Genomic DNA, 23,599 nt, shown 5'->3' with positions numbered 1-23,599 from the left:
GACAAGTACGTCGCACCGCCAAGGACACGAACGTCTTGCCGGCGAGGACAGGGAGCAGGTCAGCCCCGGCCTCCGCCGTTCCCGTTGCGTCCGCCGTTCCCGTTCCCCTGGATGAAGCCGTTCGGGAAGGAGAACGTCGGGGTCGGGGTGGTGCCGGCGGTCGTCGCGCCGTTCGCCGTGCCGCCGTTCGCCGTGCCGCCGTTCGCCGTGCCGCCGTTGCTCGTTCCGCCGTTCGTTGTCAGGCCGCCGATGAGACCGCCGAGCACGCCGCCCGAGCCGTTGCCGTTCGCGTTCCCATTGCCGTTCCCGTTTCCATTGCCGTTTCCGTTGCCCTTGTCGTCCGGGATGTTGACGAGGTTGAAAGACTCGGGCTGCTTGCCCACCAGGGCGCCGGTCATGGCGTCCTTCCAGATCGGGCCGGGCGTGTCGGCGCCGAAGACCTCGTTGTGGAAGACGCCGCCGATGGTGATGTTGGTCATCTCGATGTTCTGCTTGGCGCTGCCGACCCAGACCGCCCCCGCGAGGTTGGGCGTGTAGCCGACGAACCAGGCGTTCTTGCGCGCGTCCGTCGTACCCGTCTTGCCGGCGCTCTCCCGGTCGTTCAGGCCGGCCTCCTGACCGGTACCGGAGTCGACCACACCGCGCAGCAGGGTGTTGATGGTGTCCGCGGTCTTCTCGCTCATCGCACGCGAGCAGGTCGACTTGGGCACGGCCAGGGACTTCTGCTCGTTGCCGACCTTCTGGGTGATCGACGCGATGGCGACCGGCGTGCAGTACGTGCCGCGGTCGGCGAAGGTGGCGTACGCGCTCGCCATGGTCAGCGGGGAGAGACCGATCGCGCCGAGGGCGATGGCCGGGGTCTGCGGGAGCTTCGAGCCGTCGCCCTGGTGGACGTGCAGCGCGTCGGTCATCTTGACCACCGGGCACAGACCGATGTCGGAGATCAGCTGGACGAAGTAGGTGTTGATGGACTTCGCCATCGCCTTCTTCATCTGGTACGGCCCGACCTCGGACTCGTTCTCGTTCTCGACCTGCTCGTTCGTCGTGTTGACCCACTGCTTGCCGTCGCACTGCTGCACAGGGCTCGGGTAGTTCATCTTGTACGGCGCCGAGTACTCCTGCGTCGCCGGCTTGCCGCCCTCGATGGCTGCCGCGGCCACGAACGGCTTGAACGTGGAACCCGTCGGGAAGCCGTAGTTGGAGCCGCCGTAGTCCCTGTCGACCGAGAAGTTGTACTCGGTCTCGTTCTTGTTGTAGCCGTACGGCTTCGATTGGCCCATCGCCAGGATCTTGCCGGTCCCGGGCTCCACGAGGGTGGCGGCCGCGGCGACCGAGTCGGCCTTGTAGACGTGATCCTTGATCGACGTCTGCACCGAGTCCTGGGCCTGCGGGTCCAGGGTGGTACGGATGGTCAGGCCGCCCTGGTTCCAGAGCTTGGCGCGGGCCTCGCGGGTCTTGCCGAAGGTCGGGTCGGTGAGGAAGACGTTCTCGACGTACTTGCAGAAGAACCCGGCGCCCTTGGCGGCGGTGATGCAGCCGTTCTTGGGCTCGGTGACGTGCAGGTCGAGCGGCGCTTCCTTGGCCTTGTCGGCCTCCGCCTGGGAGATGTCGCCGAGTTGGGCCATGCGCTCGAGGACGATGTTGCGCCGCTTGGTGGCCTCGGCCTCGTCGTTGACCGGGTCGTAGCGGCTGGGCGACTGCACGATGCCGGCCAGGAGCGCCGACTGCTGGAGGTTGAGGTCCTTGGCGTGCTGGGAGAAGTAGCGCTGGGAGGCGGCCTCGATGCCGTAGGCCTGCTCGCCGAAGAAGGTGATGTTCAGGTAGTTCTCAAGGATCTTCTTCTTGCCGAGCTTCTCCTCCAGCTGGATCGCGTACTTCAGCTCCTTGATCTTGCGGCCGAGGGTCTGCTGGGTGGCCTGGGCGACCTTGGTCGGGTCGTCGCCGGCCTCCTCGATGAAGTAGTTCTTCACCAGCTGCTGGGTGAGCGTGGAGGCACCCTGGGAGACCCCGCCGCTCTGCGCGTTCTTGTTCAGCGCGCGCAGGACGCCCTTCAGGTCCACGGCGCCGTGCTGGTAGTAGCGCGAGTCCTCGATCGCGACGATCGCCTTCTGCATGTACGGCGAGATCTCCTTGAGGTCCACCACCGTGCGGTCGCGGGAGTAGACCTGGGCGATCTGGTTGCCCTGGCTGTCGAGGATCCTGGTGCGCTGGCTGAGCTGCGGGCTCTTCAGGTTGGCCGGGATCTCGTCGAATCCCTGGACCGAGCCTTTGGCCGCGAGGCCAAGGACCCCGGCCGCGGGCAGCGCGATGCCCGCCATGACGGCTCCCGCGAGCACACTGACACCGAGGAACTTGGCGGCCTGCTGCGTGGCCGACAGACCACCGCCCGAGCGCTTCTTTGGCATGGGGGCAGCCTAATCCGTAGCGATGAGCATTCCGGGTGAGCGGGGGGCTCCCGGGATGTTCGAGTGCCGGATCGTGACATAGAGGGCGACGCGGCCCGAAGGTAGAGGCGCGAGCCGCAAGGTAGAGGCGCGAGCCGCAAGGTAGAGGCGCGAGCCGCAAGGTAGAGGCGCGAGCCGCAAGGTAGAGGCGCGAACCGAGGGCAGCGGGCGACGCGAGCCGCAGGCGGAGGGCTACGCGAGTCGGAAGCAGATGCGACGCGGCCCGAGGGTGCAGGGTGCCGGCGGCACGCTCCGCCTGACGGCACGACGACATAAACGGTCTACGTTGCCATTCGCCGGACACACATGCAGGCCTTGGCCTAAGCTGCTCTCAACTGTCACAGCAGCGCGGCCACGTATCAATACGTCCGGCGACCCCGAATCGTTCCGGAACCAGCCCACTTTCTTTCGGGTGATGTGTTGATGGCGTGTCCGAATCCGCCTCGTGTGTCACCCGGCGTCCGTTGTGACGTACCACAGCTGTCCCGGTTTGCCGGGATGATCACGCATGTCGCCAGCTCACTCCCGCGGGTGATCTGCCGCTTACCCATAGTCCGTTCGGGCCATTCAAGATTGGGCCCGAAGGGGGTGTTGCGCTGTGCCCACCTTCCGTAACGTCCTCAACTGGCGGCGGTGAATATGCCGCTGCCGCCGTGGGGGAGCCTCGATTCGGGAGAGGACGGCGCCGGTATGGGCTGGGTAACCGACTGGAGTGCGCAGGCTGCCTGCCGCACTACCGATCCGGATGAACTGTTCGTTCAAGGAGCAGCGCAGAACAGGGCCAAGGCGGTGTGCACCGGGTGTCCGGTACGCACGGAGTGCCTGGCCGACGCGCTGGACAACCGCGTCGAGTTCGGCGTGTGGGGAGGAATGACCGAGCGGGAGCGCCGCGCACTGCTGCGCAGGCGGCCCACCGTGACCTCCTGGCGCAGGCTCCTGGAGACAGCACGCTCGGAGTACGAGCGGGGGACCGGCATCGTCCCCCTCGACAACGACGAGGTATACGAAAACTACGCGGCGGTGAGCTGAATCACCCGCCGCGCCATCGGCTGCACCACCCGCTCAACCTGCCGGGCATACGCCCGCTGAATCTGCGGGAGGCATAGGCCTGCTGAATCGGCGGGCCGCACAGGGCCGCTGAATCGGCGCGGGCATACGCCCTCCGGAGACTCCGCGGGCATACGACTACGGCAGCTCCGGCCGGCCGGCCGCGAGCCGGTCGCCGATGTCCCGCAGCCCCGCGAGGTCGTGCACATCGCCGGGCAGCGCGGCCACTTCCACCACGGCCACCTCGGGGTGGCGCGCGGTGAAGCGGTCACGTGTGCGTTGCTCGCGGGAGAGCAGCCGCATGCGATCGGCGTGCAGCCTCAGCAGGCCTGCGGTGAGTTGTTCGACGGTGCGATCCGGGCCACCGGAGGAGTCGGGGTCGGACTCGGACGCGTCCGGCCCGGGCTGGGACGAGGGGGATTCGTCTGCCTGGGGCGTCGTCGTCCCGTCGAGTCCGGACGAGGGGGAGCCGTCGGACTCGGACGCGGATGATCCAGAACTGCCGTACATGTCGGGAGAGTTACGAAGTCCAGCTTTCCCGCCACCCTGATCCACAATGCGGGGCTCCTCAAGATTTTCCGCGGCGGCGAACGCACGCTCGGCGGACAGCCGGTCGGCGCCGCTGCCATGGACACGGTTGAGGACCAGACCCACCAGCGGCATGTCCTCCGCGGCCAGCCGCTCCACGAAGTACGCGGCCTCCCGCAGCGCGTCCCGCTCCGGAGCCGCCACCACCAGGAACGCCGTACCGGGCGCCTGAAGCAGCTTGTACGTCGCGTCCGCGCGCGTGCGGAACCCGCCGAACGTCGTGTCCATCGCGGCCACGAACGTCTGTACGTCCTTCAGCAGCTGCCCGCCGAGCAGTTTGCCGAGCGTGCCGGTCATCATCGACATGCCGACGTTCAGGAAGGCCATGCCCGCGCGTCCGCCCAGCTTCGCCGGAGCGGTGAGCAGGCGGATCAGCTTGCCGTCCAGGAACGAGCCCAGCCGCTTCGGCGCCTCCAGGAAGTCCAGCGCCGAGCGGGAGGGCGGGGTGTCGACGACGATCAGGTCCCACTCGTCCCGGGCCCGCAGCTGGCCCAGCTTCTCCATCGCCATGTACTCCTGCGTGCCCGCGAAGCCCGCCGAGAGTGACTGGTAGAAGGGGTTGGCCAGGATGGCGGCCGCCCGCTCGGCGTCCGCGTGCGCCTCGACGACCTCGTCGAAGGTGCGCTTCATGTCGAGCATCATGGCGTGCAGTTCACCGCCCGCCCGTGGCGCTCCACCCCCACCCTCGGCCGAATCGCCGCGCGAGGGCCCTCCTCGATCCTCGGTGCCCTTCACCTTCCGCGGCACGTTGTCGAGCGAGTCGATGCCCATGGACTGCGCCAGCCGCTTGGCCGGGTCGATGGTCAGCACGACCACCTTGCGGCCGCGCTCGGCCGCCCGCAGTCCCAGCGCTGCCGCGGTGGTCGTCTTCCCGACCCCGCCGGAGCCGCAGCACACCACGATCCGGGTGTTCGGGTCGTCGAGCAGCGGGTCGATGTCGAGTGCGGGCGCGTGGGCCAGTCGGCGCGTGCCGTCCTGCGCCGGTTCCGGGTCCGGGTCCGAAGTCATGACATCCCCTGTTTCCGCAGCTCGGTGGCGAGTTCGTACAGGCCCGCCAGGTCCATCCCCTCGGCGAGCAACGGCAGTTCGTGCCGCGGCAGGTCCAGCTCGGCGAGGACCGCGCGCTGCTCGTGCTCCAGCGCGTACCGCTCGGCGTACTCGGCGGCCTGTCTGAGCAGCGGGTCCACCAGCTGCTCGGCCTTCCCGCCGCGCCGCGCCCCGCCCAGACCCGCCGCCGACAGCGACTGCGCCACGGCGGTGCGCGGCACGGCCCGTACGAGTTCCAGGTCGGCCGCGTCCAACACCTCCGGCCGGACCATGTTCACGATGACGCGGCCCACCGGCAGGCGCGCGGCCCGCAGTTCGGCGATGCCGTCGGCGGTCTCCTGGACCGGCATCTCCTCCAGGAGGGTGACCAGGTGCACGGCCGTCTCCTTGGACTTCAACACCCGCATCACGGCCTGGGCCTGGTTGTGTATGGGGCCGATCTTGGCGAGCCCGGCCACCTCGTCGTTCACGTTCAGGAAGCGGGTGATGCGGCCGGTCGGCGGGGCGTCCATGACGACGTAGTCGTACACGAACCGGCCGGCCTTGTCCTTCCTGCGCACCGCCTCGCACGCCTTGCCGGTCAGGAGGACGTCCCGGAGGCCCGGCGCGACGGTGGTGGCGAAGTCGATCGCGCCGAGCTTCTTCAGGGCCCGGCCGGCCCCGCCGAGCTTGTAGAACATCTGGAGGTAGTCCAGAAGGGCCAGTTCGGGATCGATGGCGAGCGCGTAGACCTCACCACCTCCCGGCGCGACCGCGATCTTCCGCTCTTCATAGGGCAACGCCTCCGTCTCGAAGAGCTGGGCGATGCCCTGCCGACCCTCGACCTCCACGAGAAGCGTCCGCTTCCCCTCGGTCGCGAGGGCCAGCGCGAGTGCGGCGGCGACCGTCGTCTTTCCGGTCCCGCCCTTGCCGCTGACGACCTGGAGCCTGCTCACGTATTCGAGACTAACCAGTCGGCCGGACACTCACGCGGGGAGGCTGTGGATAACCGTGCGTGCGGTAGGCCACCCGGGCCGGTGTCAGCCGGCGGTCTCCGGGTAGGGCGGTGGGCCGTCTCTTGCCCCGGCGGTCGGCGGTCTCCCGGTGGGGCGGTGGGCCGTCTCCGGCCCGGACGGTGGGCCGTCTCCGGCTCGATCAGCCGGCCGTCGCCGGGCGGTCGGTGGTCTCGGCCCGGACGGGTCGGCTGTGTCCGGCACTGGCGGTCGGTGGTCTCCGGGTCGGGTGGTGGGCCGTCTGGGGGGCCTGGCGGTCGGTGGTCTCAGGCCCGGGCAGCCGGCCGTCACCGGCCCGGGTGTTCTGCCCGTCTCCGGCCCGGGTGTTCGGCTCGTCTCCGGCCCGGGCGTCTGCCCGTCTCCGGCTCGGCGGCTGGCCGCGTGTCCCGTTCGTCACAGCGGATACAGTCGGCCCCATGACCAAGTGGGAATACGCAACCGTGCCGCTGCTCGTCCATGCCACGAAGCAGATTCTGGACACCTGGGGCGAGGACGGCTGGGAGCTCGTCCAGGTCGTGCCCGGGCCCAACAACCCCGAACAGCTCGTGGCCTACCTGAAGCGGGAGAAGCCGTGACGAGCGCCGTCGAGGCCAAGCTGGCCGAACTCGGTCTTTCGCTGCCGGCGGTCGTCCCGCCGCTCGCCTCCTACCAGCCGGCCGTCCGGTCGGGTGCTTACGTCTACACCTCCGGCCAGCTGCCGATGGTGGACGGCAAGCTTCCGGTCACCGGCAAGGTCGGCGCCGAGGTCACCGCGGAGGAGGCCAAGGAACTGGCCCGCACCTGCGCGCTGAACGCCCTGGCCGCCGTGAAGTCCGTCGCCGGTGACCTGGACCGCATCGCGCGCGTGGTGAAGGTCGTCGGTTTCGTCGCCTCCGCCGCCGACTTCACCGGCCAGCCCGCCGTGATCAACGGGGCCAGCGAGCTGCTCGGCGAGGTCCTCGGCGACAGGGGCGTGCACGCGCGCAGCGCGGTGGGCGTCGCGGTCCTGCCGCTTGACGCGCCGGTCGAAGTCGAGGTCCAGGTCGAGCTGCTGCCGTAACGGGATCAGGCCGCTGCCGTAACGCCACCCGGCCGCCGCCGTGGCACCCCCGGGTGCCCCGCAAGCCCCTCTCGAACATTCGCTCCCCAAGGGATAGCCTCCGGTAATGGCCGATGGACAGTGGTATCCCCCGGAGTGGCCGGACCGCATCCGCGCGCACGCGGAGGGCACCCTCGTACCGGTGTCCCCGAAGCGCGCGGCGACCGTGCTGCTCCTGAAGGACACCCCAGGCGGTCCCGTCGTCCACATGCTGCGCAGACGCGCCTCCATGGCTTTCGCCGGAGGCGCGTACGCGTACCCGGGCGGCGGCGTCGACCCGCGCGACGACGACCACCAGATCCGCTGGGCGGGCCCCACGCGCGCGTGGTGGGGGCAACGGCTCGGTGTCGACGAGGCGGGCGCCCAGGCGATCGTCTGCGCGGCCGTGCGGGAGACGTACGAGGAGGCGGGCGTCCTGCTCGCGGGCCCGGCCGCCGACGCCGTGGTGGGGGACACCACCGGGGACGACTGGGAGGCCGACCGCGCCGCCCTGGTCGCCCGTGACCTGTCCTTCGCCCAGTTCCTGGACCGGCGGGGCCTGGTCCTCCGATCGGACCTGCTGGGCGCCTGGACGCGCTGGATCACCCCGGAGTTCGAGACCCGCCGCTACGACACATGGTTCTTCGTCGCCGCCCTCCCGGAGGGCCAGCGCACCCGGAACGCCTCCACGGAGGCCGACCGCACGGTGTGGATCCGCCCGGCGGAGGCGGCCGCCGGATACGACAAGGGCGAGCTGCTGATGATGCCGCCCACCATCGCGACCCTGCGCCAGCTGACGCCGTACTCAACGGCCGCCGCGACGCTCGCGGCGGCGCCCGCGCGGGACATGACGCCGGTGCTGGCCCGCGCCCGCCTGGAGGGCGGCGAGATCGTCCTGGCCTGGCCGGGCCACGACGAGTTCACCAAGCACATACCGACCGCCCCCGCCGCCGGACCCACCGCAGGAGGCTCCGCATGACCAACGCAGCAGCCCTGCCCGGCCGGCCGCGCGGCGGCGTCCTCTCGGGTCCCGCAACCCCGCGGGCCGTCAACGTGCTGGCGCCCAACGCCTCGGCGATGACCCTGGACGGCACCAACACCTGGATCGTCGCCGAGCCCGATTCCGACCTGGCCGTGGTGATCGACCCGGGCCCGCTGGACGAGGGCCACCTCAAGAACGTCGTCGACACGGCCGAGAAGGCCGGCAGACGCATCGCGCTCACCCTCCTGACCCACGGCCACCCGGACCACGCCGAGGGCGCTGTCCGTTTCGCCGGGCTGACCCGTACGCGCGTGCGTGCCCTCGACCCGGCGCTGCGCCTGGGCGACGAGGGACTGGCGGCCGGTGACGTGATCACGACCGGCGGCCTGGAGCTGCGGGTCGTACCCACCCCGGGCCACACCGCCGACTCCCTCAGCTTCCATCTCCCGGCCGACCGCGCGGTCCTGACCGGCGACACCATCCTGGGCCGCGGCACGACGGTCGTGGCCCACCCGGACGGCCGTCTGGGCGACTATCTGGACTCGCTACGACGGCTGCGCTCCCTGACGGTCGACGACGGCGTCCACACGGTCCTGCCGGGCCACGGACCCGTCCTGGACGACGCCCAGGGTGCCGTCGAGTTCTACCTGGCCCACCGCGCCCACCGGCTCGCCCAGGTGGAGACGGCCGTCGAGAACGGCCACCGCAACCCGGCCGAGGTCGTCGCCCACGTCTACGCCGACGTGGACCGCTCCCTGTGGCCGGCCGCGGAGCTGTCGGTACGGGCCCAGTTGGACTACCTCGGCGAGCACGGGCTGATCTAGTCCCGGCCCTCGGGTCTGGTCTAGTCCCAGCCCTCGGGTCTGGGGTGCTTCACGCCGTGCACGCGCGCGTACTCGTCCGCGAGCCATGGGCCGACCTCGTCGACGTACGACCGCAGGACCGCCCGGTCGCCGACCGGTTCGTACCCCAACTCGGCGGCGCGGCACAGCTGTTCGGCCCGCTCCGGGTAGTAGCCGGCGAACACCTCGGCCATCTCCCGCAGATCGCTGGTCCAGCCGTTCCAGCGGGGCATCACGAGAGTGAAGCCGGTGCGTACGAGATGCCGTGACATGAAGCGCACCAGGGGCCGCAGGGCCTCCTCGGTGTCGCCCGCGGCCGCTATCCGGTCGCGCCAGCGTGGCAGCCGGCGGGCGAGGTCGCCGTTGGTCTCGCGGGCGAGCAGGGAGTCGGGCCGGTAGCGGGGCAGGAACTCCGCGAGGTCCTCGCCGAGCAGCGGGGTGCACTGGCAGGCCACGAACCAGCCGATGTCGTACCGCTCCAGCTCGCTGAGCACCCGCGCGCGGGAGTAGAGCAGGGTCCCTACGCCGTCGATCTCCGGGAACTCCTTGTCGACGGCCTCGCCGAGGGCACGGGCCGCGTCCCGGTCGGCGTCGGCCGGCTCCTCGCGCAGGACGGCCACCAGGTCCAGGTCGCTGCGGCCCACGCGCGCGGTGCCGCGCGGGACCGATCCGTAGAGGTAGGCGCTGTCCAGCCGCGCACCGAAGACGTCCAGGAGCCGGTCACGGGCGGCCGCGACCACCGGGCGGAAAACATGCGGCACGCGTGCCTGCGAGCCCTCGCGCTCGATGAAGCCCAGGGTGTCGAGGCCTCGGGCCGGGGACCGTTTCAGGCATGAGCAACCACATATGAGCCCGGCCACCCCAGAACGGCGGCTACCGGGAACGCTTTGCCAGACGCTCGACGTCCAGCAGGATCACGGCCCTCGCCTCCAGGCGCAGCCAGCCACGCTGAGCGAAGTCCGCCAGCGCCTTGTTCACGGTCTCGCGGGACGCGCCGACCAGCTGGGCCAGCTCCTCCTGCGTGAGGTCGTGGACGACGTGGATGCCCTCCTCGGACTGCACACCGAAGCGGCGCGAGAGGTCCAGCAGGGCGCGCGCGACCCGGCCCGGCACATCGGAGAAGACCAGGTCGGACATGGCGTCGTTGGTCTTGCGCAGCCGGCGGGCGACGGCGCGCAGCAGGGCGGTGGCCACCTCCGGGCGGGCGTTCAGCCAGGGCTGGAGGTCACCGTGGCCCAGGCCCAGCATCTTGACCTCGGTCAGCGCGGTCGCCGTCGCCGTACGCGGGCCCGGGTCGAACAGCGACAGCTCGCCGATCAGCTCGCCGGGGCCGACGACGGCGAGCATGTTCTCGCGGCCGTCGGGGGAGGTGCGGTGGAGCTTGACCTTGCCCTCGGTGACGACATAGAGCCGGTCACCCGGGTCGCCCTCATGGAACAGGGAGTCGCCACGTGCGAGGGTCACCTCACTCATGGAGGCACGCAGTTCCGCGGACTGCTCGTCATCGAGCGCCGCGAAGAGCGGGTTGCGCCGCAGAACGTCGTCCACGAGTTCTCTCCTTGTCGACCTGCTCAGGGGATCTTGCTCCCCCTTGGTACCAGGGGACCGTGCTCCCCATCTTGCCGGACGATCCAAACAGTGTGATCTGTCACAAGGATGCCGCACAGGTGTCCCGAGGTAAGCGGCAGGGGTCCAATCGGGGGCCGATCTTCCGGGTCCGGGGCGGATGTCGGTGCCGGGCTTTAGGCTGGCCGGGTGTCCAAATCGCCGGTGAGAACACAGGCCAAGGGGGCTGGGCGGGTGGTTGAACGTCGTGATTCCGCTGTGGGCGAACAGGGGTCCGATACTGCCCCTGCCGAGCCGAAAAAAGCTTCAAAAGCGGCAAAAGCAGTAAAGAAGGGCGCTGCCGCGAAGACTCCGGCCGCGGCGGCCAAGAAGGCAGTGGCGAAGGAGGCCACGCCGAAGACGGCTGCGCCGAAGAAGGCGGCGGTAGCGAAGAAGACGGCACCGGCGAAGACAGCGGCGGGGCAGACGGCTTCCAAGCGGGCCGCGGCCGCGTCCAAGCAAGCCACCTCCAAGCACGCCGCCGCGGAGAAGGCCGCCGCCGAGGCGCCGCTGGTCGCCGGGAAGTCCGAGTCGCACGTCGCCCTGGTCCGCCGTGCCCGTCGGATCGACCGCGAGCTCGCCGAGGTGTATCCATACGCCCACCCCGAGTTGGACTTCGAGAACCCCTTCCAGCTCCTGGTCGCCACGGTGCTCTCCGCCCAGACCACCGACCTGCGCGTGAACCAGACGACCCCGACGCTGTTCGCGAAGTACCCCACCCCCGAGGACCTGGCCGCGGCCAACCCGGAGGAGGTCGAGGGGATCCTGCGGCCGTGCGGGTTCTTCCGGGCCAAGACCAAGTCGGTGATGGGGCTCTCCAAGGCACTGGTGGAGCAGTTCGGCGGCGAGGTGCCCGGCCGGCTCGAAGACCTCGTCAAGCTGCCCGGTGTCGGCCGCAAGACCGCGTTCGTTGTGCTCGGCAACGCCTTCGGCCGCCCTGGAATCACCGTGGACACGCACTTCCAGCGCCTGGTCCGCCGCTGGCAGTGGACCGCGGAGACCGACCCCGACAAGATCGAGGCGGCCGTCGGCGCGATGTTCCCCAAGAGCGACTGGACCGACCTCTCGCACCATGTGATCTGGCACGGCCGCCGGATGTGCCACGCGCGAAAGCCCGCCTGCGGGGTCTGCCCCATCGCGCCGCTCTGCCCGGCCTACGGCGAGGGCGAGACCGACCCGGAGAAGGCGAAGAAGCTGCTCAAGTACGAGAAGGGCGGCTTCCCGGGCCAGCGCCTCAAGCCCCCGCAGGCGTATCTGGACGCGGGTGGCAGGCCGGCGCCGCCGCTGGGTGCCGTATCAGAGACATGACCTAGGGACCTTCTGAGGGGCCAGGAACGGAACGATCAAGGAGTCTTCGGGCGTTGGAACGGGCAGGCGGGGGCAGCAGGGCAGGACGGGGGATGCCATGACACACAGCGGCAAGGCGCACACCGGGGATCCACGGGCGGGCGTGGCGCTCAGCAAGGACGGCCTGCCGGAGTGGCTGGACCCGGTGGTGCGGGCCGCCGAGACGGTCCAGCCGGTCCAGCTGAGCCGCTTCCTGCCGCCGGAGAACGGCGCGGGACGGCAGTCGGCCGTGCTGATCCTGTTCGGTGAGGGCGAGCACGGGCCCGAGCTGCTGCTCATGGAGCGGGCCGGCTCGCTGCGCTCGCACGCCGGGCAGCCGTCGTTCCCCGGTGGCGCCCTCGACCCCGAGGACGGCGACCCGAAGGCCGACGGGCCGCTGCGGGCCGCTCTCCGCGAGGCCGAGGAGGAGACCGGGCTCGACCCCGCCGGTGTGCAGCTGGTCGGGGTGCTGCCCAGGCTGTACATCCCGGTGAGCCACTTCGTGGTCACCCCGGTGCTGGGCTGGTGGCGGGAGCCGAGCCCGGTGGGGGTGGTCGACCCGAACGAGACGGCGAGGGTCTTCACGGTCCCCGTGGCGGATCTCACGAATCCGGCCAACCGGGCCACCGCCGTCCACCCCAGCGGCCACCGAGGCCCGGCATTCCTGGTCGAATCGACCTTGGTATGGGGGTTCACGGCCGGGGTGATCGACCGCTTGCTGCACTACGCGGGATGGGAGCGCTCCTGGGACCGCGAGAAGCTGGTCCCGCTCGACTGGCGGTCATGACAGGGTGTCCACCGTGAATGTGCTGGACATCCTGTTGCTGGTCGCCGCCGTGTGGTTCGCGATCGTCGGCTACCGCCAGGGATTCGTCGTCGGCATCCTGTCGGTGATCGGCTTCCTCGGCGGCGGACTCGTCGCCGTCTACGCCCTGCCCGTCATCTGGGACGCGGTGACCGACAACGCCGAGGTGGGCACGACCGCCGCGGTGGTCGCCGTGGTCGTCGTCATCGTCTGCGCCTCCGTCGGCCAGGCCCTGACCACGCACCTGGGCAACAAGCTGCGCCGGTACATCACATGGTCCCCGGCCCGCGCCCTGGACGCCACCGGCGGCGCGCTGGTCAACGTGCTGGCGATGCTGCTGGTGGCCTGGCTGATCGGTTCCGCCCTCGCGGGCACCACGCTGCCGACGCTCGGCAAGGAGGTCCGCAGCTCCAAGGTGCTCCTGGGGGTGTCCAGAGCGCTGCCCAACCAGGCCGACACCTGGTTCGCGGACTTCTCCAAGGTCCTCGCGCAGAACGGCTTCCCGCAGGTCTTCAGCCCCTTCGCCAACGAGCCGATCACCGATGTCTCACCGCCCGACCCCGCCCTCGCGAACAGCACGGTGGCCACCACCGCCAGGCGGTCCATCGTCAAGGTGACGGGCACCGCGCAGAGCTGCGGCAAGATCCTGGAGGGCACCGGCTTCGTCTTCGCCGACCGCCGCGTCATGACCAACGCGCACGTGGTCGGCGGCGTCGACGAGCCCACCGTCCAGATCGGCGGCGAGGGCCGCAGGTACGACGCCAAGGTCGTCCTCTACGACTGGCAGCGGGACATCGCCGTACTGGACGTGCCGGACCTGCCGGCCAAGGCCCTGAATTTCTCCGCCCAGGACGCGGAGACCAGCGACAGCGCGATCGTCGCCGGGTTCCCGGAGAACGGGTCGTACGACGTCCGTGCCGCCCGGGTGCGTGGCCGTATCACGGCCAACGGCCCGGACATCTACCACCGCGGCACCGTCCGCCGTGACGTCTACTCGCTGTACGCGACCGTCCGCCAGGGCAACTCAGGCGGCCCGCTGCTCACGCCCGAGGGCAAGGTGTACGGGGTCGTCTTCGCGAAGTCACTGGACGACGCCGACACCGGGTACGCCCTCACGGCCGACGAGATCCAGGCGGACATCACCCGGGGCCGTACCGCGAATCAGCAGGTCGGGACCGACAGCTGCGCCCTGTGAGGGGTCAGCCGCGAGTGTGGCGCAGACGTACCGAGACCCAGCGGGCCCGGCGGCGCAGGATGTGCGGAATCCCCACTCTGAGGTCCGTGCCCTGCAGTTGCGGGGCGGCTCCTCGGTGGGAGTTCAGACCGCCTGTCGTACGGCGGTTGCGGGGTGCGTCACTGTAGTCGTGCGTCCAGCCCATACCCCGACGTCTGCCCCTGCCCCAAGGTCGATAACCTCCCGCGTGGGCCTCAATTGGCCTATGCGCGGGGCATGTGGCCGTTCGTAGAACAGGTGTGCAGATCCGGATACCGGGCGCATCGGCGCGGTCACCGATCGGGCTCGGGATCCTTCAGCCAGTTGATCAGTTCGGTGGAGAACGCGACCGGGTCCTCCTCGTGCGGGAAGTGCCCGAGCCCGTCGAACAGCCGCCAGCGGTACGGGGCTTCGACGTACTCCCCGGAGCCGGCCGCACTGCGGGTACGGGCCACCGGGTCCAGTGAGCCGTGCAGATGCAGCGTCGGGACGCGCACCGGACGCTTCATCCGGCGGTTGAACTGGATTCCGTCCGGGCGTGCCAGCGAGCGCACCAGCCAGCGGTACGGCTCGATCGAACAGTGCGCGGTGGACGGGATGCACATGGCCCGCTGGTACGTCTCCACCGCCATGTCCTCCGGCAGCCGCGGCCCGGACCAGTCCCGGATCAGCCGGCCGACCAGCGCGCCGCCGTCGGCTGTGAGGTGCCGCTCGGGGATCCACGGCCGCTGGAAGCCCCAGATGTAGGAGGCGGCGGCGGACTGCCGGCGGTCCCGCAGCATCGCCGAGCGCCAGCGCCGCGGGTGCGGCATGGAGGCGACCGCGAGCCGTCGTACCAGCTTGGGGCGCATGGCGGCCGCCGTCCACGCCAGATAGCCGCCCAGGTCGTGGCCGACCAGCGCCGCGTCGGGCTCGCCGAGGGAGCGGATCACGCCGGTGATGTCGAGCGCGAGGTTGGCCGGGTCGTAGCCGCGTGGGGTGCGGTCGCTGCCGCCGACGCCCCTGAGGTCCATGGCGACGGCCCGGAAGCCCGCGTCGGCGAGCGCGACCAGCTGGTGCCGCCAGGCCCACCAGAACTCCGGGAAGCCGTGCACCAGCATGACCAGCGGGCCGTCACCGAGCTCGGCGATGTGGAAGCGCGCGCCGTTCGCGGCGACGTCCCGGTGTGTCCAGGGGCCTTCGAGCCGTACGGCCGAGGGGGCGGGGTCGGTCATGACGACGAGCGTCCCACAGCCTCGATGGCCGGCACGTCGTCCCTGGGGAGTTCCGGACGCGGATGCGGCTTGGCGTTCTGCAGCACACCCGCCGTCTCCTTCATCGACGCGGCCACCTTCTGCGGGCCCTGGCCCTTCTTGGCCTTCTTCGCGAACACCACGCCGATCAGGGCGAGGACGACGGCCACCAGGACGTTCGCCGCGAACGAGAGCAGGAAGCAGATCGCGAGGTTCCAGTGGCTCCAGGTCCGAATGCCGTACGCCAGCGCGAAGTTGAGCATCGGCAGGGAGAAGAGCAGCAGCACACCGGCCGCCGAGAAGGCGCCGCCGCTCGTCGCGCCCCGCTTGACGTCCTGCTTCAGCTGGGCCTTGGCCAGCGCGATCTCGTCGTGCACCAGCGCCGACATCTCGGCCGTGGCCGAGGCGAACAGCTGGCCGATGCTGCGTTCGGCACCGACCGGGCTGCCGTCGGGTGCGCTCATCGCGGTCTCCCTCTGCGTACGTGTCATCGTCTTTTGTACCGTCTCGTCAGATCATGCCGGACGGTTGCCCTGCTCGCCTGCCCCGTCCGGCACTTCGGCAAGCGCGTCGTGCCTGTGGGGCCCCTCTTCGGCCCCTACTGGGCGCCCTGCCCGGCTTTCTCGGCGGCTATACGGCGGTGTTCTGCGGCCTTGCGGTCGTAGATGTCCGCCATCCGCAGGTGGTACGCCGGGTCGTCCTGCTCGTAGACGTCCGGGATGCCGTCGAGGTCCTCGTCCCGCTCCTCGTCGGCGCAGAGCGCACGGTAGCGGGCGTTGCGTATCTTCAGCAGCACCGTGGCGCACACGGCCGATATCAGTGAGCCGGTGAGTACGGCGGCCTTGACCTCGTCCGTGAGCACGGCGTCGCCGTCGAACGCGAGTTCGCCGATGAGCAGCGACACGGTGAAGCCGATACCGGAGAGCGAGGCGACCGCGAAGACGTCGCCCCAGGCGAGGTCCTCGCTGAGCGAGGCCCGGGTGAAGCGGGCGGTCAGCCAGGTCCCGCCGAATATCCCCACGGTCTTGCCGACGACCAGTCCGAGGACCACCCCGAGCGTCTCGGGCCTGCCGAACACGTCCCCGAGCGAACCTCCGGACACCTTCACGCCGGCGCTGAAGAGGGCGAACAGGGGCACGGCGAGCCCCGCCGACAACGGCCGCACCAGATGCTCGATGTGCTCGCCGGGGGAGTGTTCCTCACCCTTGTGGGTGGTGCAGCGCAGCATCAGGCCCATGGCGACACCGGCGATGGTCGCGTGCACGCCGCTGTTGTACATCAGCGCCCAGATGACGACCGCGAGCGGCACGTACACGTACCAGCCGCGTACGCCCTTGCGCAGCAGCAGCCAGAAGACGGCGAGGCCGAGGACCGCGCCGCCGAGCGCGGCGAAGTCGATCCGGTCGGTGAAGAAGACCGCGATGATCAGGATCGCGAACAGGTCGTCCACGACCGCGAGGGTGAGCAGGAAGGCGCGCAGGGCGCTCGGCAGCGAGGTGCCGATGACCGCCAGCACGGCCAGCGCGAAGGCGATGTCGGTGGCCGTGGGCACCGCCCAGCCCTGCAGGGAGCCGCCGCCGGCGAGGTTGGTGAGGGTGTAGACGAGCGCCGGTACGGCCATCCCGCACAGCGCGGCGACCACCGGCAGCACCGCCGCCTTCGGGTCCCGCAGGTCGCCGGCCACCAGCTCGCGCTTGAGCTCGATGCCGGCGACGAAGAAGAAGACCGCGAGCAGGCCGTCGGCGGCCCAGTGGGCGACGGAGAGGTTCAGGCCCAGGGCGCCGGGGCCGAGGTGGAAGTCGCTGACGGTCTCGTAGCTGTGGTGCAGCGCCGGTATGTTCGCCCAGAGCAGCGCGGCTATCGCGGCGATCAGCAGCAGCACACCGCCGACGGTCTCGGTCCGCAGCGCGTCCCCGACGAAGGTCCGCTCGGGCAGCGAGAGCCGGCCGAGGGCCTTGCGGGCGGGGCTGGTGCGGGGCGCGGACACGGGGACCTCCGGTCGGTGGGCAGAACGGGACTACTTGCCGACCAGACTTCCCGGCACACCTTGAGGAACACAGCTACTTTGCTTAGTTTACCTAAGATGTGGCCGGAGTTGCCAGGTGAGTTTCACGGTAGGGGCAAAAAGGGCGCCCGGCGCGTTTCGCGCCGGGCGCCCCTTCGGGTGGGTCCCCCTCCCTGCGGCGGGGGTCAGTCCTCGCTCGGCGCCGCCGGGAGCTTCGCCTGGATGAAGTCCATCACCGTCGAGTCCGTCAGCGTCGTCACGTCACCGAGCTGGCGGTTCTCGGCGACATCGCGGAGCAGCCGGCGCATGATCTTGCCGGAGCGGGTCTTCGGCAGCTCCGCCACCGGCAGGACCCGCTTGGGCTTGGCGATCGGGCCGAGCGTGGCGCCGACGTGGTTGCGCAGGTCGTTGACCAGGCCCTCGTCCTCGGCGTTCGCCGTGCCGCGCAGGATCACGAAGGCGACGATCGCCTGCCCGGTCGTCTCGTCCGCCGCGCCGACCACGGCCGCCTCGGCGACCGACGGGTGGGACACCAGCGCCGACTCCACCTCGGTCGTCGAGATGTTGTGCCCGGAGACGAGCATGACGTCGTCCACGCGCCCGAGCAGCCAGATGTCGCCGTCGTCGTCCCTCTTCGCGCCGTCACCGGCAAAGTACTTGCCCTCGAAACGCGACCAGTAGGTGTTCAGGAACCGCTGGTCGTCGCCCCAGATCGTGCGCAGCATCGACGGCCACGGCTCGGTCAGCACCAGGTAGCCGCCACCGCCGTTCGGTACCTCGTGCGCCTCGTCGTCCACGACCGTGGCCGAGATACCGGGCAGCGGGGTCTGAGCGGAACCGGGCTTGGTCGCGGTGACGCCCGGCAGCGGCGAGATCATCATCGCACCGGTCTCGGTCTGCCACCAGGTGTCCACGATGGGCGTCCGGTCGGCGCCGATGTGCTTGCGGTACCACATCCATGCCTCGGGGTTGATGGGCTCACCCACCGAACCCAGCACGCGCAGGGAGGACAGGTCGAACTTCGCGGGGATGTCGTCGCCCCACTTCATGAACGTGCGGATCGCGGTGGGCGCCGTGTACAGGATCGTCACCCCGTACTTCTGCACGATCTCCCAGAACCGGCCCTGGTGCGGGGTGTCCGGGGTGCCCTCGTACATCACCTGCGTCGCGCCGTTGGCCAGCGGCCCGTACACGATGTACGAGTGGCCGGTGACCCAGCCGACGTCGGCCGTGCACCAGTACACGTCCGTCTCCGGCTTGAGGTCGAACACCGCCCAGTGCGTGTACGACGCCTGGGTGAGGTAGCCGCCCGAGGTGTGCAGGATGCCCTTCGGCTTACCCGTCGTACCGGACGTGTAGAGGATGAACAGCGGGTGCTCGGCGTCGAAGGCCTCGGGCGTGTGCTCGGCCGGCTGCCGCTCGACGATCTCGTGCCACCACACGTCCCGGGTGTCGTCCCAGGCCACTTCCTGTCCGGTGCGCCGTACGACCAGCACATGCTCGACGTTGCCGGCCTTGCCGACCGCCTCGTCCACGGCCGGCTTGAGCGCGGACGGCTTGCCGCGCCGGTAGCCACCGTCGGAGGTGATGACCACCCTGGCGTCCGCGTCCTGGATACGGGTGGCGAGCGCGTCCGCCGAGAAGCCGCCGAAGACCACGGAGTGCGCGGCGCCGATCCGGGCGCAGGCGAGCATCGCGATCGCCGTCTCCGGGATCATCGGCATGTAGACCGCGACCCGGTCGCCCTTCTGGACTCCCAGCTCCAGCAGGGCGTTCGCCGCCCTGGAGACCTCGTCCTTCAGCTCGGCGTAGGTGATCGCACGGCTGTCGCCGGGCTCGCCCTCGAAGTGGATGGCGACCCGGTCGCCGTTGCCGGCCTCCACATGCCGGTCCACGCAGTTGTACGCGACGTTGAGCTCGCCGTCCTTGAACCACTTCGCGAACGGCGGGTTCGACCAGTCCAGCGTCTCGGTCGGCTCCTTGGCCCAGGTCAGCCGACGGGCCTGCTCGGCCCAGAAGCCGAGCCTGTCAGCCTGGGCCTGTTCGTACGCCTCGGCCCTGACATTGGCGTTCTCGGCCAGGTCAGCAGGCGGCGCGAAGCGTCGCTCCTCCTTCAAGAGGTTGGCCAGGCTTTCGTTGCTCACGACATCTCCCTTTCCAAGGGTGTCCGTTGTGTCCCAGGCCACAGCTCATCAGAACTGGGGGCCTGGTGACAAGGGCCGCCCCAAAATTGGTTTAGACCTCTAGGGCGCGGCAGAGTGTGGCAGGGGCGTGCCCGGCCCGCCGGTGCCGGCCTGGACGGCGCCGACGGGTCCCTGCCGCCCTTTCCTCAGGCCGGGCTGCGCAGTTCCTCCGCGCCCGGCACCCCCTCGAACACCTCTCCCTGTCCATCATCTTCGGCCCGGCTCAGCAGATACGCCTGCGCCTCGCCCACATGGAAGTACATGCCGTGCAGCTCCAGCTCGCCGGCCGCCAGCGCCCGCGCCACCGAGTCGTGCGCCCGCAGATGCTCCAGCTGCTGGACCACATTGGTCAGACAGAGCCGCTCCCCCGTGTCCGCCGGCGCCCGCCCGGACAGCCGGACCCCCGGACGGCCGTCTTCGGCCAGCTGTGCCAGGCTCGGCAGCCCGTGCCGCAGCCACCGGCCGAGCGGAGTGGTGCCGTCCCCGGACCCGGAACTCAGCAGCGCCTGCATCGCCCCGCACCCGGAGTGCCCGCACACCGTGATGGACCGCACCTTCAGCACGTCCACCGCGTACTCGATAGCGGCCGCCACCGAGTCATCGCCGTTCTCCTCACCCGGAAGGGGGACCAGGTTGCCGACGTTGCGCACCACGAAAAGATCACCCGGACCACTGGCGGTGATCATCGACGTGACGAGACGGGAATCGGCGCAGGTGAGGAAGAGCTGCGACGGCCGCTGTCCCTCGCGTGCCAGCCTGGCCAGCTCTTCCCGCACCAGGGGCGCGGTGTCGCGCTGGAACACGCTGATCCCGCGGGCGAGTTCATGACCGGCACCGGCCGGTCTGCCGCCGCCCCACCGGGCGAGGCCCGACCTGACGAGGCCCGGTCTGTGGCCGTGACGCACGCGCGGCTCGGGTTGCTGCCCTTGCTCCGATCCGTGGCCGTGCTCGGGTTCGTGGCCTTGCTCCGGTGAGCGCAAGCCCACGCGGTAGCCGGTCAGCTCGGCTGAGCCGCCCTGCGCGGTGTGGGCCCTGCGCCAGTCCCGCAGTGACTCGTACGCCGCGTGGTCCATGAACGAACCGGCCAACTTCACCACGGCATGGGCGCCTTGGGGTACGAGATGCAGGGCTCTGCTGAGCCGGGGCACCGCCAGGAACGTCAGCTGCCCTCTTACGTGTACGTGATGGACTCCTCCCTTCTCTTCATGGGTGATGCTGGTGCGGGCGAGGCGGTGCAGGGCGACGGCGACGGCCACGGCGACCCCGAGGACCACACCCTCCAGGACGCCGAGGAGCGCCACGCCGAGGGTGGTGACGGCGTACACCACGACTTCGCGGTGGCGGGTCACCGCGCGGATGTGGTGCAGGGACACCATCTGGATGCCGACGGCCATCACCAGGGCGGCGAGCGAGGCGAGCGGGATGAGATCCAGGACCGGGACCATCAGCAGCGCGGCGACTACTACGAAAACGCCGTGCAGCATCGTGGAGTTCCGGCTGACGGCACCGGATTGCACATTCGCCGAACTGCGCACGGCGACCCCCGCGACCGGCAGTCCGCCGAGCGACCCGGAGACGATGTTGGCCGCGCCCTGACCGAGCAGCTCGCGGTCCAGGTCGGACCGGCCGACCCTGGACTGGGGTCCGGGGCGGCCGGCCACCAGCTTGTCCACGGCGACCGCGCCCAGCAGCGACTGCACGCTGCACACCAGCGTGGTGGTGAGCACGGCGGCGACGATGCCGAGCACCGGCCCCTCGGGCAGGCCCGCCAGGGCATGGCTGCTCCAGGACGGCAGGTCGACCCGGGGCAGGGTGAGCCCGGTGAGCCAGGCGGTCGCGGTGGCACCGGCGACGGCGACCAGGGCTGCCGGGACCGTGCGCAGCAGACGGCCCGCTCTGCCGGGGATCCGGGGCCAGCCGAACAGCAGGGCCAGGGTCAGCGCGCTCATCGTCACGGCGGCCGGTTGCAGGTTGGCCAACTGGGCGGGCAGCGCGCGGACATTGGCGAGGACCGAGCTCTGCGGGTTGCCGCCGAGGACGATGTGGAGCTGGGCGACGGCGATGGTGACGCCGATGCCGGCGAGCATGCCGTGCACCACGGCCGGGCTGACGGCGAGCGCGGTGCGGGCCACGCGCAGGCAGCCCAGGCCCAGTTGGGCCAGTCCGGCGAGGACGGTGATGCCGCAGGTGGCCCGCCAGCCGTAATGGTGGATCAGATCGGCGGTCACCACGGTGAGCCCGGCGGCCGGGCCGCTGACCTGGAGTGGGCAGCCGCCGAGCCGCCCGGCGACCAGTCCGCCGACGGCCGCCGCGACCAGCCCGGCCTGGAGCGGTGCGCCGGTGGCGAGGGCGATGCCGAGGGAGAGCGGCAGGGCGATCAGGAACACCGAGACGGACGCGGACAGGTCGGCGCCCTGCACCCGGAAGCGGCGGCGCGGGGGTGTGGGTGGGCTCTGCGGCCGGTCGGCGCTCTTGGTGCGCTGGGGACTTGTGGCTCCGGCTCGGTCTCCGGTCCGGGCCCCAGCTCGGGCTCGGGCTCGGGCTCCGACTCGGGCGAGGCCGAGGCTCTCGGGGTGGGCGGGTACGCAGGCTGATGACATGTTTCCCGTCTCCTCCGGGCAGCGCGGTCGCGGATCAGGGGGTCCCCTCGCCAGAGGGCTGGGGCTCGGTCGCGGCCGTGGGTCACGGCGTGCAGCAGCGGGATGAATCAACACTCAGTAAACGAATCGTAATGCAGGGTAAAGGTCAAGCATGGATTTTCTGTGCAAATGGGGCACTTCTTCACCTTCATGGGTGAAGTGAGCAGTTCATCGGCTTGTCGTATTAATCCCTCTCTCGGGCCTATGCGATCTTTGCGGCGCTGTCGGCGCATACCCGGCACACCGCCATAAAACGCCGTGAGCGGCGTTTGCCGAGAGAAGGAAGAAGGTGGGCGGAATTGGCCGCCACCCAGAGGATCGCCGTCGGCGCCGTGGCCGCCGCGGCCTGTGCCGCGTCGCTGGCGGGTTGCGCGACTGGCACCAACTCCAAGGAAGGGGCGTCCGGGCCGCAGAAGGGAGCGCCGGCGCCCCAGAGCGTGGTCCGTCTGATCGGCGACGGTTCCACCGCGTACACCGGGGCGCAGCCGCATCTGCCCCGGCCGGAGAAGCTCCAGCCCGGTGAGAAGCCCCCGCAGTTCGTGGTGTTCTCCTGGGACGGTGCGGGCGAGGACAGCCAGAAGCTGTTCTCGCACTTCCGCAAGGTCTCCAAGGAGAACAACGCGACCATGACGTACTTCCTCAGCGGCGTCTACATGCTGCCTGAGGAGAAACGTGACCTCTACCGTCCGCCGCAGCACTCGCCCGGCCGCTCCGAGATCGGCTTCAACGACGAGCAGGGCATCGCCGACACCGTCAAGCAGCTGCGGCTGGCGTGGCTGGAGGGCAACGAGATCGGCACCCACTTCAACGGGCACTTCTGCGGCCCCGACGGGGGTGTCGGCGAGTGGTCGGTGGCGGAGTGGAAGAGCGAGATCGCCCAGGCCAAGCAGTTCGTCAAGAACTGGAAGACCAACACGGGCAGGAAGAACGCCTCACCGCTGCCCTTCGACTACGACAAGGAGCTCATCGGCGCCCGCACCCCCTGCCTGGAGGGTCAGAAGAACTTCACCAAGGCGGCGAGCCAGTTGGGCTTCCGCTACGACACCAGCGGTGTCAACGACCAGGTCTGGCCCAAGAAGAGGGAAGGGCTGTGGGACCTGTCCATGCAGCTCGTCCCCTTCCCCGGCCACTCCTTCGAGCAGCTGACCATGGACTACAACTTCATGGTCAACCAGTCCGGCACCTCCACCCAGGGCGACCCCGACAAGTACGACTACTGGGGCGACCAGATGCGCGACGGACTGCTCCAGGGCTTCAACCGGGCGTACAACGGCAACCGCGCGCCGCTCGTCATCGGCAACCACTTCGAGTCCTGGAACGGCGGCACCTATATGCGTGCCATCGACGAGGTCGTCGGGAACGTCTGCAACAAGCCCGAGGTGCGCTGTGTCTCCTTCCGGCAGCTGGCCGACTGGCTGGACGCCCAGGACCCGCAGGTCCTGGCGAGACTGCGCACCCTGAACGTGGGCGAGGCCCCGCGTCAGGGCTGGGCGTCCTTCCTCTCCGGGCATCCCGCCCCGGCCCCGAAGGGGGTGCCCGGGGCGCCGGCGATCAAGCAGTAGGCGGCGGGCCGGGGCCGACGCCCCGCCGGC

At 70.3% G+C, this 23,599-nt stretch carries 19 protein-coding genes and 1 pseudogene; 9 read left to right on the top strand and 11 right to left on the bottom strand.

All coding sequences use genetic code 11. The annotated features are described in order from the left end of the window. Positions 1-59 precede the first annotated feature (59 nt). On the bottom strand, positions 60-2,405 hold the full coding sequence (locus ABZ396_RS21090; RefSeq protein WP_358917762.1) for a transglycosylase domain-containing protein: 2,346 nt from the start codon (positions 2,403-2,405) through the stop codon (positions 60-62). Positions 2,406-3,134: 729 nt separating this feature from the next. Between ABZ396_RS21090 and wblA the strand changes: the two genes are divergently transcribed. Further along, complete coding sequence (gene wblA / locus ABZ396_RS21085; protein ID WP_063777071.1) at positions 3,135-3,473, top strand: transcriptional regulator WblA; 339 nt, start codon at positions 3,135-3,137, stop codon at positions 3,471-3,473. Between the two features lie 156 nt (positions 3,474-3,629). Here the strand turns inward: wblA and ABZ396_RS21080 are convergent, their stop codons facing one another. Next, positions 3,630-5,087, bottom strand: coding sequence for an ArsA family ATPase (locus ABZ396_RS21080; protein ID WP_358917764.1), 1,458 nt, complete (start codon positions 5,085-5,087; stop codon positions 3,630-3,632). Further along, positions 5,084-6,061, bottom strand: coding sequence for an ArsA-related P-loop ATPase (locus ABZ396_RS21075; RefSeq protein ID WP_358917766.1), 978 nt, complete (start codon positions 6,059-6,061; stop codon positions 5,084-5,086). Before ABZ396_RS21075 ends, ABZ396_RS21080 begins: the two co-directional genes overlap by 4 nt. 473 nt (positions 6,062-6,534) lie before the next feature. Here ABZ396_RS21075 and ABZ396_RS21070 point away from each other — a divergent pair, with 473 nt between their 5' ends. From ABZ396_RS21070 to ABZ396_RS21055, 4 genes are all read left to right on the top strand, one after another. Continuing rightward, positions 6,535-6,693, top strand: a complete 159-nt coding sequence (locus tag ABZ396_RS21070) for a DUF4177 domain-containing protein (protein ID WP_019992579.1) — start codon at positions 6,535-6,537, stop codon at positions 6,691-6,693. Then, positions 6,690-7,157, top strand: a complete 468-nt coding sequence (locus ABZ396_RS21065) for a RidA family protein (protein WP_358917768.1) — start codon at positions 6,690-6,692, stop codon at positions 7,155-7,157. Before ABZ396_RS21070 ends, ABZ396_RS21065 begins: the two co-directional genes overlap by 4 nt. Positions 7,158-7,263: 106 nt before the next feature. Further along, positions 7,264-8,154, top strand: a complete 891-nt coding sequence (locus ABZ396_RS21060; protein WP_358917770.1) for an NUDIX hydrolase — start codon at positions 7,264-7,266, stop codon at positions 8,152-8,154. Continuing rightward, the gene (locus ABZ396_RS21055) at positions 8,151-8,981 is read left to right on the top strand and encodes an MBL fold metallo-hydrolase (protein ID WP_358917772.1); all 831 of its coding nucleotides are present in this window, start codon (positions 8,151-8,153) and stop codon (positions 8,979-8,981) included. Before ABZ396_RS21060 ends, ABZ396_RS21055 begins: the two co-directional genes overlap by 4 nt. A gap of 20 nt (positions 8,982-9,001) precedes the next feature. On the opposite strand, the gene ABZ396_RS21050 is transcribed toward ABZ396_RS21055, so the two are convergent. Together ABZ396_RS21050 and ABZ396_RS21045 are read right to left on the bottom strand one after the other, a co-directional pair. After that, positions 9,002-9,829, bottom strand: a complete 828-nt coding sequence (locus tag ABZ396_RS21050) for a nucleotidyltransferase domain-containing protein (RefSeq protein WP_358917889.1) — start codon at positions 9,827-9,829, stop codon at positions 9,002-9,004. 43 nt (positions 9,830-9,872) lie between these two features. After that, positions 9,873-10,547 (bottom strand): Crp/Fnr family transcriptional regulator, encoded by a 675-nt coding sequence (locus ABZ396_RS21045; protein WP_358917774.1) that lies wholly within the window; start codon positions 10,545-10,547, stop codon positions 9,873-9,875. 393 nt (positions 10,548-10,940) lie between these two features. Between ABZ396_RS21045 and nth the strand changes: the two genes are divergently transcribed. The 3 genes from nth to ABZ396_RS21030 all read left to right on the top strand — a co-directional run bounded on the left by nth (position 10,941) and on the right by ABZ396_RS21030 (position 13,930). Further along, the gene (gene nth / locus ABZ396_RS21040) at positions 10,941-11,912 is read left to right on the top strand and encodes an endonuclease III (RefSeq protein WP_358917776.1); all 972 of its coding nucleotides are present in this window, start codon (positions 10,941-10,943) and stop codon (positions 11,910-11,912) included. A 97-nt stretch (positions 11,913-12,009) separates the two neighbouring features. Further along, positions 12,010-12,717 carry a CoA pyrophosphatase gene (locus ABZ396_RS21035; protein WP_358917778.1) on the top strand — a complete coding sequence of 236 codons (708 nt, stop codon included), beginning with the start codon at positions 12,010-12,012 and terminating at the stop codon, positions 12,715-12,717. Positions 12,718-12,730: 13 nt separating this feature from the next. Beyond that, positions 12,731-13,930, top strand: coding sequence for a MarP family serine protease (locus ABZ396_RS21030; protein ID WP_358917891.1), 1,200 nt, complete (start codon positions 12,731-12,733; stop codon positions 13,928-13,930). Positions 13,931-13,934: 4 nt separating this feature from the next. Here the strand turns inward: ABZ396_RS21030 and ABZ396_RS21025 are convergent, their stop codons facing one another. From ABZ396_RS21025 to ABZ396_RS21000, 6 genes and pseudogenes are all read right to left on the bottom strand, one after another. Continuing rightward, entirely contained in the window at positions 13,935-14,114 is a 180-nt protein-coding gene (locus ABZ396_RS21025; RefSeq protein ID WP_358917780.1) for a hypothetical protein, read from the bottom strand. A 127-nt stretch (positions 14,115-14,241) separates the two neighbouring features. Next, positions 14,242-15,162, bottom strand: coding sequence for an alpha/beta hydrolase (locus tag ABZ396_RS21020; protein WP_358917782.1), 921 nt, complete (start codon positions 15,160-15,162; stop codon positions 14,242-14,244). Beyond that, the gene (locus tag ABZ396_RS21015; protein WP_358917784.1) at positions 15,159-15,644 is read right to left on the bottom strand and encodes a phage holin family protein; all 486 of its coding nucleotides are present in this window, start codon (positions 15,642-15,644) and stop codon (positions 15,159-15,161) included. The genes ABZ396_RS21020 and ABZ396_RS21015 overlap by 4 nt, the downstream gene beginning before the upstream one ends. A 51-nt stretch (positions 15,645-15,695) precedes the next feature. Beyond that, positions 15,696-17,167 (bottom strand): annotated as a pseudogene (nhaA, locus tag ABZ396_RS21010) (Na+/H+ antiporter NhaA). Positions 17,168-17,370: 203 nt separating this feature from the next. Then, entirely contained in the window at positions 17,371-19,329 is a 1,959-nt protein-coding gene (gene acs / locus ABZ396_RS21005; RefSeq protein ID WP_358917786.1) for an acetate--CoA ligase, read from the bottom strand. A gap of 185 nt (positions 19,330-19,514) precedes the next feature. Further along, positions 19,515-21,968 carry a SulP family inorganic anion transporter gene (locus ABZ396_RS21000; protein WP_358917788.1) on the bottom strand — a complete coding sequence of 818 codons (2,454 nt, stop codon included), beginning with the start codon at positions 21,966-21,968 and terminating at the stop codon, positions 19,515-19,517. Between the two features lie 338 nt (positions 21,969-22,306). On the opposite strand from ABZ396_RS21000, the gene ABZ396_RS20995 reads away from it, so the two are divergent. Next, complete coding sequence (locus ABZ396_RS20995; RefSeq protein WP_358917790.1) at positions 22,307-23,569, top strand: hypothetical protein; 1,263 nt, start codon at positions 22,307-22,309, stop codon at positions 23,567-23,569. The last annotated feature ends 30 nt before the right edge of the window (positions 23,570-23,599 follow it).

Origin of the sequence: Streptomyces sp. NPDC005866 (genome assembly GCF_040629895.1) — a bacterium.
GTDB lineage: Bacteria > Actinomycetota > Actinomycetes > Streptomycetales > Streptomycetaceae > Streptomyces.
The sequence above is the reverse complement of the archived record's forward strand: the minus strand, read 5'-3'. Positions and strand labels throughout refer to the sequence as shown.